The following is a 15,276-nucleotide window of genomic DNA, read 5'->3' as shown; positions in this document are numbered from 1 at the left end:
TGCAGGCCGCTGTTCTGTTTTCAGTTTAGCACTGCAGGGCACAGAAAGCAATTGCGCCGGGAAATTTTGGAGGTTTGACGCGAAGAAACCCTCTCAGTCTGCTCACTGTGTTCGCAGCCAGCTCCCCCGATGGGGGAGCTTCTTCCAAAAAGGAAAACGTTCCAGTTCCCGCTCAAAGCTCGCCCTTCGGGAGAGCTGGCAGGGCCGCAGGCACTGACTGAGAGGGTGATACGGCAAACGCCGCCGAGCGGAGGCCTGGCGGCGTTTGCTGCTATTCTGAATAAAAAGGTTCTCTCCGGAGAATCGGGATCAGTTCTTTTTCTCAACAGGCACGATCCAGCCCTTGGTATCGGGGATCTTGCCCCACTGCATACCGGTCATGGTGTCGTACAGCTTCTGGGTGACAGGGCCGATCTTGCCGTCGCCGATGTAGGCGTGCTCGCCCTTCCAGACCAGCTCCTTGACGGGGGAGACGACAGCGGCGGTACCGGTGCCGAACACCTCTTCCAGCTTGCCTTCGCGGGCAGCAGCCATGATGTCGGCAATGGCGATCTTGCCCTCGACGACCTCATAGCCCCAGTCCTTCAGCAGCTCGATGCAGCTGCGGCGGGTAACGCCGGGCAGAACGGTGCCGACGGTAGCAGCGGTGTACACCTTGCCGTCGATCTTGAACATGATGTTCATGCTGCCAACTTCCTCGACGTACTTCTTCTCCACGCCGTCCAGCCACAGCACCTGTGCGTAGCCCTGCTCCTCGGCCAGCTCACCGGCCTTGATGGAAGCAGCATAGTTGCCGCCGCACTTGGTGAAGCCGGTCAGGCCGGGAGCGGCACGGATGTACTCGTCTTCCACGTAGATGCGCACGGGGTTGATGCCCTCGGCATAGTAAGCGCCCGAGGGAGCGCAGATGATGCAGAAAATGTAGTGCTTGGAAGCGTGCACGCCCAGACCCACGTCGTTTGCAAAAATGAAGGGACGGATATACAGGGAAGCACCGTCGGAATGGGGCACCCAGTCACGGTCCACATCCACCAGAGTTTCAACCGCCTGAATGTAGTCCTCCACAGGGATCTTGGGGATGCACAGACGGTCGGCGGAGTCCTGGAAACGCTTTGCGTTGCAGTCCGGGCGGAACAGCTGGACGGTATCATCGGCCGTGCGGTATGCCTTCATGCCCTCAAAGATCTCCTGAGCGTAGTGGAACACGACAGTAGCCGGGTCCAGTTCAAAGGGGCCGTAGGGGACAATGCGGGCATCGTGCCAGCCTTCGCCCTCGGTGTAATCCATCACGAACATATGGTCGGTGAACTTCTTGCCAAAACCCAGATTGCTCTCGTCAGGCTTTGCCTTCGGAGCAGTGGTACGGGTGATCTTGATATCCAACATGATTTATTTTCCCTCTTTCCTGATCTCGGGCGCAGCGAGTGAAAATGCGCCCGCAAACACCGAATGTTGTTTTCTATTATAGTATTATGAAATCGTTTTACAAGGAAACGAAAAATCTTTCATCTTTCCCCCTGTTAAGTTGCGCGGAATTGCCTGCTTTTCTATGTGCAATCTGCCCAAAATATGATACAATGAGGGCATAAGCCGGATCTTACAGGCTCAGAAAGGAGCTTTTTGCACAATGATAAAAGGTGTTATTTTTGATATGGACGGTCTGATGTTCGATACCGAGCGCATCTGGGCCACCCTGTGGCGGCCCGCGCTGGCCACACTGGGCCTTTCTTATAAGGAAGGGCTGGACGCCGCCGCCCGGGGCACGGCGGGCGACTCCATGCGGGCGGTGCTGCGCCGCTTCTTCGGCCCGGACTGCGATACCGACGCCATCATGGAGGCGCTGCACCAGCAGGCAGAGACGGCGTTTCAGGCACCGCCGCCCAAAAAGCCGGGGCTGGATGAGCTTATCGCCTATCTGGAAGCGCAGCACATCCCCATGGTGGTGGCTTCCTCCAGCCGGATGGCGTCCATCCTGCGGCACCTCAACAACTGGCACATGACCGATCACTTCAAGGCCCTTATTTCCGGCGAGCAGTTCTCCGCGTCCAAGCCCGACCCGGAGATCTTCCTCACAGCCGCCAAGGCGCTGGGCACCGTCCCGGCTGAAACGCTGGTGCTGGAGGACAGCTACAACGGCGTGCGGGCCGGTGCCCGGGGCGGCTTTGTCACCGTGATGGTGCCGGACCTTGCCCCCGCCGATGACGAAATGCGCAGCCTGTACACCGCCGAGTGCAGGGATCTGTTCGAGGTAAAGAAGCTGCTGGAAGCAGGGAAGCTGTAACGGCGTTTCCCGGTCGTTTTCCGGCACAGCTTGCACCCAAAACATGTCGGCCATGTAAAACTGATATCAGCCGGGCCGCAAAAATGTACTATAATGGGAGAGCAAAAAAATGGGAGAGCAAAAAAAGAAGGTGCAAGCATGAAACCAAAACATCGCGGACAAATGTCCGAATCTTTTCTTACAGCCGTATTCCTGTCCCTGTCCGGCGGCCTGCAGGACGCCTACACCTACCTGTTCCGCGGCAAGGTATTTGCCAACGCGCAGACCGGCAACATCGTGCTGCTCAGTTCCAACCTGATGGACGGAAACTGGGAGCGGGTGCTGCATTATCTGGTGCCCCTGTGCGCCTTTGCGCTGGGCGTACTGACCGCCGAAAAGATGCAGGAACACTTCCGGAACATGCAGCGGCTCCACTGGCGGCAGCTGGTGGTGCTGGGCGAGGTGCTGCTGCTGTTCCTTGTGGGCTTTCTGCCGCAGGAGCAGAACCTGCTGGCCAACGCCATCGTCTCCTTTTCCTGCGCCATGCAGGTGCAGGCGTTCCGCAAGGTGAACGGCTACGCCTTTGCCAGCACCATGTGCATCGGCGACCTGCGCAGCGGCGTGGAGGCCCTGTGTGTCTGGAGCCGCACCCGCGACCCCAAGGCCAAAGACCGGATGCTGCGCTATTTTGGCATCATTCTGCTGTTTGCTCTGGGCTCCGGCCTTGGCAGCAAGAGCTGCGTCTGGCTTGGCGGCAGAACCATCTGGATCTCCTGCGGGCTGCTGCTGGTCAGCTTTGCGCTGATGTTCATTCGTGAGGATCTGGAAGAGAACCCGGTGATCGAAAAAGACCTTGCCGAGATCCGGCAGGAGACCCGGGAGATCGACCACGCCCTCCGGCAGGAGCTGCAGGAACAGCAGCAGGAATTAAAGGAGAGCGCTGCGCCGCACCACAGATGATCTCTCTGAATTTTTTGTTTTACGCCTGAGCGCATTCTGCGCAGGGGGGGGCAGCTGCATCGTATCTGTTGCAGCTGCCCCCCTGCTTTTATGTAAAAATCATATTGCCGCCATGTGCAGGATACTTTTTACACATCCTCTGTCTGCTCGTATAATAAGCACTGCAATCGAACGTTGCAAGAGGGAATCGAATGTATATCAAGTAGTTTTGTGAACGGAGGCAGTTCCTATGTCTGAGATCAAAAAGGTCGTGCTGGCCTACTCCGGCGGTCTGGATACTTCCATTATCATCCCGTGGCTGAAAGAGCACTACAACAACTGCGAGGTCATTGCCGTGTGCGGCAATGTGGGCCAGAAGGGTGAGCTGGAAGGCTTGGAGGAGCGCGCCAAGGCAAGCGGCGCATCCAAGCTGTACATCGAAGACCTGACCGACGAATTTGTGGAGGATTACGTCATCCCCACCATGCAGGCCGGGGCCGATTACGAGGGCTATCTGCTGGGCACCAGCTTTGCACGCCCCATTCTGGCAAAGCGGGTGGTGGAGATCGCCCGCGCCGAGGGTGCGGATGCGGTCTGCCACGGCAGCACCGGCAAGGGCAACGATCAGGTGCGCTTTGAGCTGGCCATCATGCACTTTGCACCCGACCTGAAGATCATCACCCCGTGGCGCGAGTGGGACATCCAGAGCCGCGATGAGGAGATCGACTACGCCGAGGCCCACCACATCCCGCTGAAGATCAGCCGCGAGACCAACTACTCCAAGGACAAGAACCTGTGGCACCTGAGCCACGAGGGCCTTGATCTGGAAGACCCGGGCAATGAGCCCCAGTACGAAAAGCCCGGCTTCCTTGAGCTGGGCGTCAGCCCCAAGACCGCCCCGGACAAGTCCGAGTTCGTGGAGCTGGAATTTGAACAGGGCGTGCCGGTGGCCCTGAACGGCGAGAAGCTGAAGTCCGCCGCCATCATCGCAAAGCTGAACGAGATCGGCGGACGCAACGGCATCGGCCTGTATGACGTGGTGGAAAACCGTCTGGTGGGCATGAAGAGCCGCGGCGTCTACGAGACCCCCGGCGGCACCATCCTGTACAAGGCCCACGAGGTTCTGGAGACCCTGACGCTGGACAAGCTCACCGCCCACAAGAAGCGCGAGCTGGCCATCACCTTTGGTGAACTGGTCTACGACGGCCAGTGGTTCAGCCCTCTGCGCAAGGCCCTGAGTGCCTTCGTCACCTCCACGCAGGAGCATGTCACCGGCAAGGTGCGTCTGGAACTGTACAAGGGCAACCTCATCAATGCAGGGGTCTGGTCGCCCTACTCCCTCTACCGGGAAGACATCGCCACCTTTGCCGCCGGCGGCGACTACAAGCAGAGCGATGCCACCGGCTTCATCAACATCTATGGTCTGCCCACCAAGGTGCAGGCCATCGTAAACAACGAAAAAGAAGGTAAATAAAGAGTTATGCTTACCGCAGTTACTGGTATCAATTGGGGCGATGAGGGCAAGGGCCGTGTCATCGACCTGTTAGCTGAAAACGCCGATGTAGTGGCCCGCTATCAGGGCGGCAACAACGCCGGCCACACAGTCGTCACGGAGCAGGGCAAGTTCATCCTGAACCTGCTGCCCTCCGGCATCCTGCACCCGGACGTGACTTGTGTGCTGGGCGCAGGCATGGTGATCGATCTGGACCATCTGGCCGGGGAGATGGACGCCATCGAGCAGCGCGGCATCCGGGTCGGCCCCGAAAACCTCAAGCTCTCGGATAAGGCCACCATTTCCATGCCGTGGCACAAGGTACAGGACGGGCTGGAAGAGGACCGCCTTGCCAGAAAGGGCACCGCTTTCGGCTCCACCCGTCGCGGCATCGCCTACGCCTACAGCGACAAGTACCGCAAAAAGACCCTGCGTCTGGGGGATCTGCTGCACCTGAACGAAAAGCGGGTGCAGGACCGCCTGCACATGATTTTGGAATCCAAGAATCTGGAGCTGGCAGGCTGTTACCATCAGGAGCCCATGAGCTATGACGCCCTGCTGGAATGGTGCCGGATGCAGGCGGGACAGTTCTCTCCCTACATCTGCGATGCAGGCGCATTCCTGCAGCAGGCCCACGACAGCGGCAAGCGCATCGTGCTGGAAGCGCAGCTGGGTGCCATGCGGGATATCGATTACGGCATCTTCCCCTTCACTTCCAGCTCCAACACGCTGGCCGCCTATGCGCCGCTGGGTGCAGGCATCCCCAATTGCAAGCTGGACCACGTGGTAGGTGTGCTGAAGGCCTACTCCACCTGTGTGGGTGCAGGCCCCTTTGCCGCCGAGAATGCCATGAGCGAAAGCTGGAACGAGCAGCTGCGCAAGGCAGGCGGCGAATACGGTGCCGCCACCGGCCGTCCCCGCCGGGTAGGCCCCTTTGACTGTGTGGCCAGCCGCTACGGTCTGGCCTGTCAGGGCGCGGACAAGATCGCCCTCACCAAGCTGGATGTGCTCAGCAGCATGAAGGAGATCCCGGTGATCACCGGTTACACATTGGATGGCGTGCAAGTCCCCAGCTTCGACCCGCTGTCCGACCTTGACCGTGTAGAGCCGGTGGTCACCATGCTGCCCGGCTGGCAGAAGGACATCTCCGGCTGCAAGAGCTGGGATGAGCTGCCCAAAGAGGCCAAGGCTTACGTGGAATTCCTGGAAAAGCAGCTGGGCCATGAGATCCAGTTCGTTTCCACCGGTGCCGAGCGCGAGAAGTTCGTGCTGAAAGGAGCATGGCTGTGAGACACTTTATTGAGCCCAACAGCTTTTCTCTGGAAGAGCAGCTGGCCCTTCTGGATCTTGCCGACCGGATGGAGGCCGACCCGACACCCTATGCCCACCTGTGCGATGGGCGCATTCTGGCCACCCTGTTCTATGAGCCTTCCACCCGCACCCGCCTTTCGTTTGAATCGGCCATGCTGCGGCTGGGCGGCAAGACACTGGGCTTTGCAGGGGCACAGCTTTCTTCCGCCAGCAAGGGCGAGACGGTGGAGGACACCGCCCGCGTGGTGAGCAACTACGCCGATGTGATCGCCATGCGCCACCCCAAAGAGGGCGCACCGCTGCGGGCATCCCTTTCTGCACGTGTGCCGGTGATTAATGCAGGCGACGGCGGGCACGCCCATCCCAGCCAGACGATGATCGACCTCATGACCATTCGCCAGCGCAGGGGGCGGCTGGATCATCTGACCATCGGCTTCTGCGGCGACCTCAAGTTTGGCCGCACGGTCCACTCCCTGACCGCTGCGCTGAGCCAGTTTGAGGGCAACCGGTTCGTGTTCATCTCGCCGGAAGATCTGCGCCTGCCGCAGTATGTGAAGAATGAATCGCTGGAGCCGACCCATCAGATTTATAAGGAAACGGCTGACCTTGAAGCCGAGCTGCCGCATTTGGATGTGCTGTACATGACTCGTATCCAGCAGGAGCGCTTTTTCAACGAGGAAGAATACCTGCGCCTGAAAGGCTGCTACCAGCTGGACGAAGCGCTGCTGCAGAAGGCACCGCAGGATATGCCGGTGCTCCATCCGCTGCCCCGCATCGACGAGATCAAAAAGGATGTGGATGACGACCCGCGTGCCGCCTACTTTGATCAGGTGCACAACGGCGTTTACATCCGCATGGCGATCATTCTGGCCCTGCTGGGCATTCCCGACCCGCTGACCGGGAAAAAAGTCCTGCAGCGCTGAGCCTTTGCCTCCCGGGAAAACATCATGCCCGCCCACCGTGGAAAAACCACAGTGGGCGGGCATTTTGCGTTTGATCCAGATGCCGGTCCATCCACTCGGCACGGGTGTGGGCACCGGAACCTTTTATGCAGATTATTCTTCGGGGATGGCTGCATCATTTTCCACGCGCAGCATCCGGTATCCTACGCCAACATGGGTCTGGATCAGATGCGGCGCATCCGGGCATCGTTCCAGTTTTTTGCGCAGGGATGCCATATAAACACGCAAGGAGGCAATGTCATTTTCCTGCGTACTGCCCCATACTTTCTGCGTGAGGGAGGTATGCGTCAGCACCTTGCCCACATTATGCGCCAGCACACACAGCAGTTTGTACTCGATGGGGGTCAGATGCAATTCATTCTCGCTCAACCAGACGCAGCCGGCCGAGAAATCGATCTTCAAAGGGCCATTGACAAAAACCGGACTGTTGATGCCGTCAGAAGCCAGCAGATTCAATCGGCGCTGCGTTACACGCAGTCTTGCCAGCAGCTCGTCCACGGAAAACGGCTTTGTCAGATAATCGTCTGCGCCGTTGTCCAGCGCCTCGATCTTATCAGAATCCTCACTCCGGGCACTCAGGACGATGATGGGCAGGTTCGACCATGTGCGGACGCTGCGGATGACCTCAATGCCGTCTATATCGGGCAGCCCAAGATCCAGCAGCATGATGTCCGGATTGTGGCTGGTGGCCATCATGATCGCCGTTTCCCCATTGGAAGCAGTCAGATATTTATAGCCGTGGGTCTTCAGGGTCGTTGTGATCAGACACCGTACAGGAACATCATCCTCTACGACCAGAATGGACGGCTTATTCATGAATGTTCACCTCACTTTGCGGCAATGCAAAGGAAAAGACACTGCCATTGGGAATGTTGTCACGCAGGGCCAATGTTCCGCCGTGAGCCGTCAGGATCGCACGGCAGAGGGGCAGGCCCAGTCCAAGGCTGCGGTGGCTGTCTGCAATGCGGCTCTGCCCGGTATAAAACATCTCGAACACCTGTGCTTTTGCGCGATCCGGAATGCCGGGACCGTTATCTGCCACCTCCACTACGACCTGATGGTCTTTCCGGTAAGCCGAGATCTGAATGACCGAGCCCACAGGGGTGTATTTGATGGCGTTATCCACCAGATTGACAACGACCTGCATGATCAGCCGGGCATCCACATTGACCAGGAGGATCTCGTCCCCATACTGTGTTGTGATGGTGTGTTCACAGCTTTTCCGGTTGACATGATGCAGTGCTTCTTCGATCATTTCGTCCATCAGCTGCGGTGAGATCTGCAGATTCATCCGTCCATCTTCAATGCGGGTGATGGAAAGCAGATTTTCCACCAGACCGATCAGCCATTGTGCATCGTCAAAAATATCGGTGCAGATCTTGTTCCGGGTCTCTTTATCCAGCGTTTCTCCGTTGGAAAGCAGATTGCTGGCATTGCCGGAAATGGAGGTCAGCGGGGTGCGCAGGTCATGGGAGATCGTGCGCAGCAGGTTTGCCCGCAGCTCTTCATTTTTTGCCTGCACGGTTGCCTGCTCTTTTTCCAGTGCGTTTCTGCGGTTTTCGATGGCCAGCGCGCCTTCACCCAGAATGGAGAGCAGCACGCTGTTTTCAAAGGCATCCAGCGGTTTTTCGGACAGATCGATCCCGATCACTCCAAACACGCCGCCTCCGGTCCGAAGTGCAAGATAAAGCCCCTTTGCGTCCGGGTAGCTATCCGTGCCTGCACCGGAACGCTTTTTGTTGGCAAACGTCCAGTTTGCTGCATCCCGTTCTTCCGGTGCAGAAAAGATGTTTTGCGCCGTTTCCCCGTCAACCCCAAAAACCTGTTCTGCCCCAAGATCTCCGTTTTGTTCCGGGTAAACGATCAGGCTCCGGTTCAGCAGCTTCATCAGCTGGGAAGCTGTCTGAGAGAGGATCTCTTCCTCGCTTTTTGCTCTCTGTAAAAGCTGATTTGTGTCAAACAGTATTTTTGTACGGAACGCTGCCTGCGCAGACATTTTTGCATGGTCTTTCAACCGTGTCGTCAACGCACAGGTAATGATCGCAGAGGTCAGCATCAGGGCAAATGTGACCTGATAACCGGGATCATACGCATGGAATGTCAGGCGCGGTTCCGTCAGAAAAAAATTGTACAGCGCAACACTGGCAACAGAGCCCAGCACACCACAGGTGTAACCGCTGGTAAACCATGCGGTGAACAGCACCCCCAGCATATAGAGCATAATAATGTTATAACGCGCAAAGTCCAGCTGCAGGAAAAAGAAGCCGATGAGCGTGATGCCGCTCAGGATGCCTGCGGTGATCAGCAGATCACGGACAGACGGCAGAAGCGGACGGGTGAACAGCTTCCGTCCTGAATCGTAGCCGTTCTCTGCAGAAGCATCCGGGATGATATAAATATCCAGATTAGGTGCAGTCAGCGTCAATTTTTCAGTCAGGGACGGCCCGCTCCAGAAATGACGGCGATGTACGCTGGAGCGCCCCAGTACGATTTTTGTAATGCCGGAGATCCGGGCAAACTCTGCGATCTGCTGCGGAATGTCATCCCCGTAGATCGTAGAAATGTCGGCACCTGCCTGTTCTGCCATACGAATGTGCTGCTGCAAGCGCCGACGATCCTCTTTTCCCATCTGATCCGAATCCGGAGTCCGGACATACAGAGCTGTAAAGGTCCCGCCAAACGCCTTTGCCATCGTTGCCGCCGTCCGCACGATCTTTGCATTGGAGGGAGAGGACGACAGACACGCCAGAATATGTTCAGTGGGTGGGTCATTCTGATTCATAAAGATCACCTGCCTTGCCCACAGTATAGCACAATTTGATGGTCACGACCACCAGCCGCGTCTTTTTCCTTCCTGTTGAAGGATCTCCTTCCGCATGTGATCCAGTGCATCTGCTGCCCGGAAACCACTCAACATGACTCCAAGAACCATCAATAACAAAACGACATCCATATGATCCGTCCTATCTTTTCAGAGCCGGAAACACTTCTGGATCGATGCGTATTTTCCCAAAACCAGCATACTTTCATCCCGGCACAGCTGCGTATCCGGCGTGATGCTCATATCGAGCTTTCCGTCTTTTTTCAGTGCAAGAATGTTGATGTTATACTTTTTTCGGATATTGATCTCACCGATCGTGCGATCCATCCATTCCGGCGGAATGGTCACTTCCATGATGGCGTGGTCGTCCTGCAGCTCGATGTAATCCAGAATGTGTTCGGAGCTGTATCGGATCGCTGCCCACTTTGCCAGCTGCTTTTCCGGGTAGACCACTTCATCCGCACCGTTGCGCAGCAGAAACTTGGCTTGTACATCCCGCTCTGCACGCGAGACCACAAGCTTTGCCCCCAATTCTTTGAGCAGTGAAGTGGTTTCCAGCGAGCTTTGAAAATTACCGCCGATGGTTACGATGCACACATCAAAATTGCCAACACCGAGGGAGCGCAGAAAGTATTCGCTGGTGCTGTCACCGATCTGTGCATTCGTCACATAGGAAAGTACGGCGTTCACACGGTCTTCGTTGTTGTCGATCGCCATGACCTGATGGCCCAGCTCATTCAGTTCCTGCGCAATATGGCGGCCAAAACGGCCAAGCCCAATCAAAAGAATCGATTTCATAGTTGCCTCCTTTATCCGATTGCGATTTTCTCCTGCGGCAGACGAGAGTGGGCAGGGCTGCTGCCAAATGCCGCATAGATCAACGTCAATCCGCCAACACGTCCCAAAAACATCAGTGCGATCAGCACCCCCTGCGAAAGGATGCCCAGCTGCGGTGTGATGCCCAATGTCAGGCCCACCGTTGCCACAGCCGAAGCAGTCTCATACAGACAGACCGACATCGGCAATTGCTCTGCCGCAGCAATGACAAAGGCTCCGAGGAAGAACAGCGTCAAATACATCCCTGCGATGGTGGCAGCATTCTTGACCGCGGAACCATCTATGCGCCGCCCGAAAAATTCGGCATCTTCTCTGCGGCGGAAGGTCGCCCACATATTGGCCAGCAGAACGGCAAATGTTGTGGTTTTCATGCCGCCTGCCGTGGAGCCGGGCGAACCGCCCAACAGCATCAGAACCACCATCAATGCCTGTGAAGTGCTGCCCATCGCAGCAAGATCAGCAGTGTTAAAACCAGCAGTACGGGGGGTAACGGATTGGAACATCGACAATAAAATGCGCTGCCGGGCAGAGCCTGCCGTGAACTCGAAGCAATAAAAGTACAGCGTCGGCAATACCAGAAGAAATGCCGTTGTGACAAGGATCACCTTGCTCTGCATCCGGTAACGGTGAAAATTAAGGCGATATGTACAAATGTCCTCCCATGTCAGAAAGCCAAGGCCGCCAAAGACGATCAGGGCCGCGATCACTGTGGTAAGCAATGGGTTTCCTGCATACTGCGTCAGCGAGACAAATTTTGCCCCCTCTGTTCCCAGCAGGTCAAAACCGGCATTGCAGAACGCCGAAATGGAATGAAACAATGCATACCAGATCCCGCGCAAACCATAATCGGCGCAAAATGTCGGCAGCAGCAGTGCAGCACCGGCCAATTCAAACAGGGCGGTGATCCGCAGAATAAAGCCTGTCAGCCGCACGATGCCGCCCATCTGCGGGGCAGCCGTAGCTTCCTGCATCGTGCTGCGCTGCTTGAGGGAGATCTTTCGCCCGGAAAGCAGCGCAAAGGCAGCACCCACCGTAATGACGCCCAATCCTCCGATCTGGATCAGAAGAAGGATCACGCTCTGCCCGAATGCCGACCAGTAGCTGCCGGTATCCTGAACCACAAGGCCGGTCACGCAAAGGGCGGAGGTGGAGGTAAACAGTGCCTCATGGAACGGTGTGATGCACCGCTGCTGTGCAGCGATCGGGAGCATCAGAAGCAATGCGCCCACCAGATCAACTGCCGCAAACCCTGCAATAATGACCTGAAAAGAAGAAAAACGGTGCTGCCTGTAACGAGGATATTGAATCATAAAAGCTCCTTTACCTGTCCGTGTGCATAAAGATTAGCATGGAACAGATAAAGGAGCCGTAAAGAAAATTGTAGAAGTATAAAGATTCCATTAAAATCGATCAGTCAACACTAAAAAATGCCGGGCATCACCAGCGCAAAAAAAAGCGGTAATGTCCGCCCAGCTGTGGAAAAGCCACAGTGGGCGGACATTTTGCTTTTTAATCCAGATATCGGTTCATCAGGCTCAATACGATGCCAAGTCCTGCCGGGAGACTTTTCAGGTCTACCCACTCGGCACGGGTGTGGGCACCGGCACCTTTTACGGTGCCAATGGTATTGGCCAGAACATTGCGCGAGAGAGGAATGTTGGCATCGGTGGAATAGGGACCAAGATCCAGTTCGCCCTCATAATACTGCCGGATGCAGGCGGCGTTTTCTGATGTCCACTTTTTCAGCTCGGTCTTGTCTCCATCGCCGCAGCCCGGGCGAACGCCCAGCACTTCCAGATTGATCTTTTTGCCCTTGGCGCGGAATTCATTCACCACCCGGTTCAGTTCCCCCTTCATGATCTGCAGGCACGCTTCACTGGCAGAGCGGTACTCGTACAGCAGGGTAACTTCCTGTGCAATGGAATTGACTGTGCTGCCGCCCTCAATGCGGCCCACATTGTAGGTGGTGTATTCCTGCTGCGGCGGGGTGATCCGGTACAGCTCGTGAATGATCTCGGCAGCGACCTGAATCGCGTTGTCTTTGCCGAAGTCCAGATAGGAGTGCCCGCCGGGACACTGCACCTGCATCCGGTAGCGGTGGGAGCCTACGGCGATGCTGGTGCACTGGGACATATAACCGTCGAAGGAATAAAACCTCCTGATACGGTCGCCGTAGTTATTGAAGATCTCCTTGCAGCCCTTCAGGTTGCCAAGACCTTCTTCGCAGCTGTTGGCCACGATCATCAAACCGGTGTGCAGCCGGTCTTTGTGCTGCACCAGAAAGCGGGTGGCCAGCATCAGGTTCACCAGATTGGCAGTGTCATCGCCGATGCCGGGTGCCCGCAGGATGTCGCCGTCCCGGCGCATGGGCAGTTCTTCCGTGTCATTGAACACCACGTCCATGTGAGCCATCATCACGGTGATCTCATCGTACCGATCACAGTTGAACTTGCAGATCACGTTTTGGGCTTCATCGATCCACACCTCGTTGCAGCCCTCGTGCTCGAACCACTTTTTGCAGAACGCAGCGCGCTTTTCCTCGTGGTGGCTGGGGGCCGGGATGCGGCCCAGCGTCATGAGCAGTTCTGCCTGTTCATCCTTGCAGGACGCTATAAACCGATCCAGCTCTTCTTTTTCGATCATACAGTTTCCTCCGTTTCACATAGCAGCCGTACCACCGCAAAAAAGGAGCAGAGCTGTGGTTGGTCAGCTCTGCTCCTTTGCAGAATGGGGGTCTCCGGTTATGCAGGTTATTCTTCGGGGATCGTCACATCATTTTCCAGATCCGCGCCGTTGGAAGCAATGAGCTTTTTATAGTAGTAGAAGGACTTCTTGCGCAGGCGCTTGCCGGTGCCTTTGCCGTAGTCATCCTGATCCACATAGATCATGCCGTAGCGCTTGGTCATCTCGGAAGTGCCGGAAGAGATCAGGTCGATGGGGCCCCACCATGCGTAGCCGAACACGTCCACGCCATCTGCGATCGCCTCCCGCAGCTGCTCCACATGGGCGCGCATGTAGTCGATGCGGTAGTCGTCCTGGATCTGCCCCTTTTCATCAAAGTGATCCACAGCGCCCAGACCGTTCTCGGAAATGAAGATGGGCTTGTGGTAGCGGTCATAAATGCGGTTCAGGGTGATGCGGAAGCCGATGGGGTCGATGGTCCAGCCCCACTCGGTCTTAGGCAGGTAGGGGTTCTTGATATCGGACACCAGACGGCCGGTGGGCTGCGGCACCGGGCTGCCCTTATAGCGCATGATGTAGGTCATGTAGTAGCTGATGGTGATGAAGTCCACAGCACCCTCTTTGAGAATCTTCATGTCATCCTTGCCCATCTCGATGTGGATGTTGTTCTCATCAAAGAAGCGCTGCATGTAGTAGGGATACTCGCCGGTGGCCTGCACATCGGTGAAGAACCAGTTGAAGTGATCCTCGAACATGACCTGCAGCTGATCCTCGGGCTTCGGGGACTCGGCGTAGTTCTCCAGACGGCAGAGCATGTTGCCCATCTTGGCATCCGGGTCGATCTCGTGCAGCTTTTTCGTTGCCAGAGCGCTTGCCACGAACTGGTTGTGCACAGCCTGGAACTTCTCCTGCCAGTGGCCCAGATAGGGGTTGCAGCTGCTGGGTTCCGGTGCGCCGTCAAAGATGACGCCGCTGCTAGTAAAGGGGTTGGACAGCACATTGTTGATCTCATTGAAGGTGAGCCAATACTTGACTTTGCCCTTGTAGCGGCGGATGACCGTCTCGGCATACTTTTCAAAGGCCTCTACGGTGTGGCGGCTGCGGAAGCCGCCGTACTCCTCGGCCAGATGCAGCGGAGTATCAAAATGGGACAGGGTGACCAGCGGCTCAATGCCGTACTTGTGCAGCTCGTCGAACACTGCATCGTAGAACTTCAGGCCCTCTTCATTGGGGATGGCATCATCACCGTTGGGGAAGATGCGGCTCCAGCTGATGCTCATGCGGAACACCTTGAAGCCCATCTCGGCGAACAATTTAATGTCGTCCTTATAGGTATGATAGAAATCGATGCCGCGGCGCTTGGGCAGCTCCCAATTTTCCGGGTGAGCCTTCATGTCCTCCACCATTTCCTTGGAGGCTGCATTGTGGGGCACATGCACATCAAAGGTGCCCTCGGTATCACGGATCTGTTTGGTGATCAGGCGGGCGAAGTCTGAAGTAGCCGGGCCTCGACCGCCCTCGTTCCATGCGCCTTCGATCTGGTTGGCGGCGGTGGAGCCGCCCCAGAGGAATCCTTCCGGGAATGCCTTTGCCATGGTTCAGTCTCCTTTCTTGTTCAGCAGCATCTTGACGATGGGCAGCAGTTTCTGGGTCATGCGCAGCTCGGTAGTGATGGTCATGACCGTATCCTGCGCATGGACGAACAGCAGGGAGTACTCCATGCTCTCACCGCTGACCTGACTCTGAATGACCTCGGTCTGGGCGTTATGGGCTTTGACGATCAGAGCTTCTGCCTCTTCCAGCAGCTTGTCCACCTCGTCCAGCTTGCCCTCGGCCATAGCGGCCAGTGCTTCGTCGATCTTGTCGCGGCCATCGCCTGCGTTCATGATGACTTCCATCGCCACCATATTGATATCGCGCTTTTCGTTTTCTTCCATAGGATGTTGCCTCTCCCTCATTTTCCTCTTATCTT

At 56.6% G+C, this 15,276-nt stretch carries 13 protein-coding genes; 5 read left to right on the top strand and 8 right to left on the bottom strand.

All coding sequences use genetic code 11. The annotated features are described in order from the left end of the window. Nucleotides 1-309 precede the first annotated feature (309 nt). Nucleotides 310-1,386 (bottom strand): branched-chain amino acid aminotransferase, encoded by a 1,077-nt coding sequence (locus ACKXF9_RS02910; RefSeq protein WP_097776827.1) that lies wholly within the window; start codon nt 1,384-1,386, stop codon nt 310-312. Nucleotides 1,387-1,627: 241 nt separating this feature from the next. On the opposite strand from ACKXF9_RS02910, the gene ACKXF9_RS02905 reads away from it, so the two are divergent. The 5 genes from ACKXF9_RS02905 to pyrB all read left to right on the top strand — a co-directional run bounded on the left by ACKXF9_RS02905 (nt 1,628) and on the right by pyrB (nt 6,925). Then, nucleotides 1,628-2,281 (top strand): HAD family hydrolase, encoded by a 654-nt coding sequence (locus ACKXF9_RS02905; RefSeq protein WP_418265242.1) that lies wholly within the window; start codon nt 1,628-1,630, stop codon nt 2,279-2,281. 138 nt (nt 2,282-2,419) lie between these two features. After that, nucleotides 2,420-3,220, top strand: coding sequence for a YoaK family protein (locus ACKXF9_RS02900; protein ID WP_308632277.1), 801 nt, complete (start codon nt 2,420-2,422; stop codon nt 3,218-3,220). 229 nt (nt 3,221-3,449) lie between these two features. Beyond that, nucleotides 3,450-4,673: an argininosuccinate synthase gene (locus tag ACKXF9_RS02895; RefSeq protein ID WP_418265241.1), complete on the top strand. Its 1,224-nt coding sequence runs from the start codon at nt 3,450-3,452 to the stop codon at nt 4,671-4,673. 6 nt (nt 4,674-4,679) lie between these two features. Continuing rightward, entirely contained in the window at nt 4,680-5,981 is a 1,302-nt protein-coding gene (locus ACKXF9_RS02890; protein WP_418265240.1) for an adenylosuccinate synthase, read from the top strand. After that, nucleotides 5,972-6,925: an aspartate carbamoyltransferase gene (gene pyrB, locus ACKXF9_RS02885; protein ID WP_418265239.1), complete on the top strand. Its 954-nt coding sequence runs from the start codon at nt 5,972-5,974 to the stop codon at nt 6,923-6,925. Before ACKXF9_RS02890 ends, pyrB begins: the two co-directional genes overlap by 10 nt. 132 nt (nt 6,926-7,057) lie before the next feature. Here pyrB and ACKXF9_RS02880 read toward each other — a convergent pair whose 3' ends face one another. The 7 genes from ACKXF9_RS02880 to ACKXF9_RS02850 all read right to left on the bottom strand — a co-directional run bounded on the left by ACKXF9_RS02880 (nt 7,058) and on the right by ACKXF9_RS02850 (nt 15,241). After that, nucleotides 7,058-7,780, bottom strand: coding sequence for a response regulator (locus tag ACKXF9_RS02880; protein ID WP_249237702.1), 723 nt, complete (start codon nt 7,778-7,780; stop codon nt 7,058-7,060). After that, nucleotides 7,773-9,746: a DUF4118 domain-containing protein gene (locus ACKXF9_RS02875; protein ID WP_418265238.1), complete on the bottom strand. Its 1,974-nt coding sequence runs from the start codon at nt 9,744-9,746 to the stop codon at nt 7,773-7,775. The genes ACKXF9_RS02880 and ACKXF9_RS02875 overlap by 8 nt, the downstream gene beginning before the upstream one ends. Before the next feature lie 189 nt (nt 9,747-9,935). Next, nucleotides 9,936-10,583 carry a potassium channel family protein gene (locus tag ACKXF9_RS02870; RefSeq protein ID WP_294648750.1) on the bottom strand — a complete coding sequence of 216 codons (648 nt, stop codon included), beginning with the start codon at nt 10,581-10,583 and terminating at the stop codon, nt 9,936-9,938. An 11-nt stretch (nt 10,584-10,594) separates the two neighbouring features. Beyond that, nucleotides 10,595-11,932 (bottom strand): TrkH family potassium uptake protein, encoded by a 1,338-nt coding sequence (locus ACKXF9_RS02865; protein ID WP_348584246.1) that lies wholly within the window; start codon nt 11,930-11,932, stop codon nt 10,595-10,597. Between the two features lie 199 nt (nt 11,933-12,131). Beyond that, nucleotides 12,132-13,265, bottom strand: a complete 1,134-nt coding sequence (locus tag ACKXF9_RS02860) for a M20/M25/M40 family metallo-hydrolase (protein WP_418265237.1) — start codon at nt 13,263-13,265, stop codon at nt 12,132-12,134. A gap of 107 nt (nt 13,266-13,372) precedes the next feature. Further along, nucleotides 13,373-14,899, bottom strand: coding sequence for a glycoside hydrolase family 1 protein (locus tag ACKXF9_RS02855; RefSeq protein WP_418265236.1), 1,527 nt, complete (start codon nt 14,897-14,899; stop codon nt 13,373-13,375). Between the two features lie 3 nt (nt 14,900-14,902). Continuing rightward, nucleotides 14,903-15,241 carry a PTS lactose/cellobiose transporter subunit IIA gene (locus ACKXF9_RS02850; protein WP_097774500.1) on the bottom strand — a complete coding sequence of 113 codons (339 nt, stop codon included), beginning with the start codon at nt 15,239-15,241 and terminating at the stop codon, nt 14,903-14,905. Nucleotides 15,242-15,276 lie beyond the last annotated feature (35 nt).

It is taken from the genome of Faecalibacterium sp. 9 (assembly GCF_048320955.1).
Classification (GTDB): domain Bacteria; phylum Bacillota; class Clostridia; order Oscillospirales; family Ruminococcaceae; genus Faecalibacterium; species Faecalibacterium wellingii.
This window is presented reverse-complemented; position numbering and strand designations above follow the sequence as displayed.

What these genes read in the sequence shown, in the direction of transcription:
- ACKXF9_RS02900 (WP_308632277.1), top strand. Translation starts at nt 2,420, where the DNA reads ATGAAACCAAAACATCGCGGACAAATGTCCGAATCTTTTCTTACAGCC.
- ACKXF9_RS02875 (WP_418265238.1), bottom strand. Translation starts at nt 9,746, where the DNA reads ATGAATCAGAATGACCCACCCACTGAACATATTCTGGCGTGTCTGTCG.
- ACKXF9_RS02855 (WP_418265236.1), bottom strand. Translation starts at nt 14,899, where the DNA reads ATGGCAAAGGCATTCCCGGAAGGATTCCTCTGGGGCGGCTCCACCGCC.
- ACKXF9_RS02905 (WP_418265242.1), top strand. Translation starts at nt 1,628, where the DNA reads ATGATAAAAGGTGTTATTTTTGATATGGACGGTCTGATGTTCGATACC.
- ACKXF9_RS02870 (WP_294648750.1), bottom strand. Translation starts at nt 10,583, where the DNA reads ATGAAATCGATTCTTTTGATTGGGCTTGGCCGTTTTGGCCGCCATATT.
- ACKXF9_RS02865 (WP_348584246.1), bottom strand. Translation starts at nt 11,932, where the DNA reads ATGATTCAATATCCTCGTTACAGGCAGCACCGTTTTTCTTCTTTTCAG.
- ACKXF9_RS02880 (WP_249237702.1), bottom strand. Translation starts at nt 7,780, where the DNA reads ATGAATAAGCCGTCCATTCTGGTCGTAGAGGATGATGTTCCTGTACGG.
- pyrB (WP_418265239.1), top strand. Translation starts at nt 5,972, where the DNA reads ATGGCTGTGAGACACTTTATTGAGCCCAACAGCTTTTCTCTGGAAGAG.
- ACKXF9_RS02860 (WP_418265237.1), bottom strand. Translation starts at nt 13,265, where the DNA reads ATGATCGAAAAAGAAGAGCTGGATCGGTTTATAGCGTCCTGCAAGGAT.
- ACKXF9_RS02895 (WP_418265241.1), top strand. Translation starts at nt 3,450, where the DNA reads ATGTCTGAGATCAAAAAGGTCGTGCTGGCCTACTCCGGCGGTCTGGAT.
- ACKXF9_RS02850 (WP_097774500.1), bottom strand. Translation starts at nt 15,241, where the DNA reads ATGGAAGAAAACGAAAAGCGCGATATCAATATGGTGGCGATGGAAGTC.
- ACKXF9_RS02890 (WP_418265240.1), top strand. Translation starts at nt 4,680, where the DNA reads ATGCTTACCGCAGTTACTGGTATCAATTGGGGCGATGAGGGCAAGGGC.
- ACKXF9_RS02910 (WP_097776827.1), bottom strand. Translation starts at nt 1,386, where the DNA reads ATGTTGGATATCAAGATCACCCGTACCACTGCTCCGAAGGCAAAGCCT.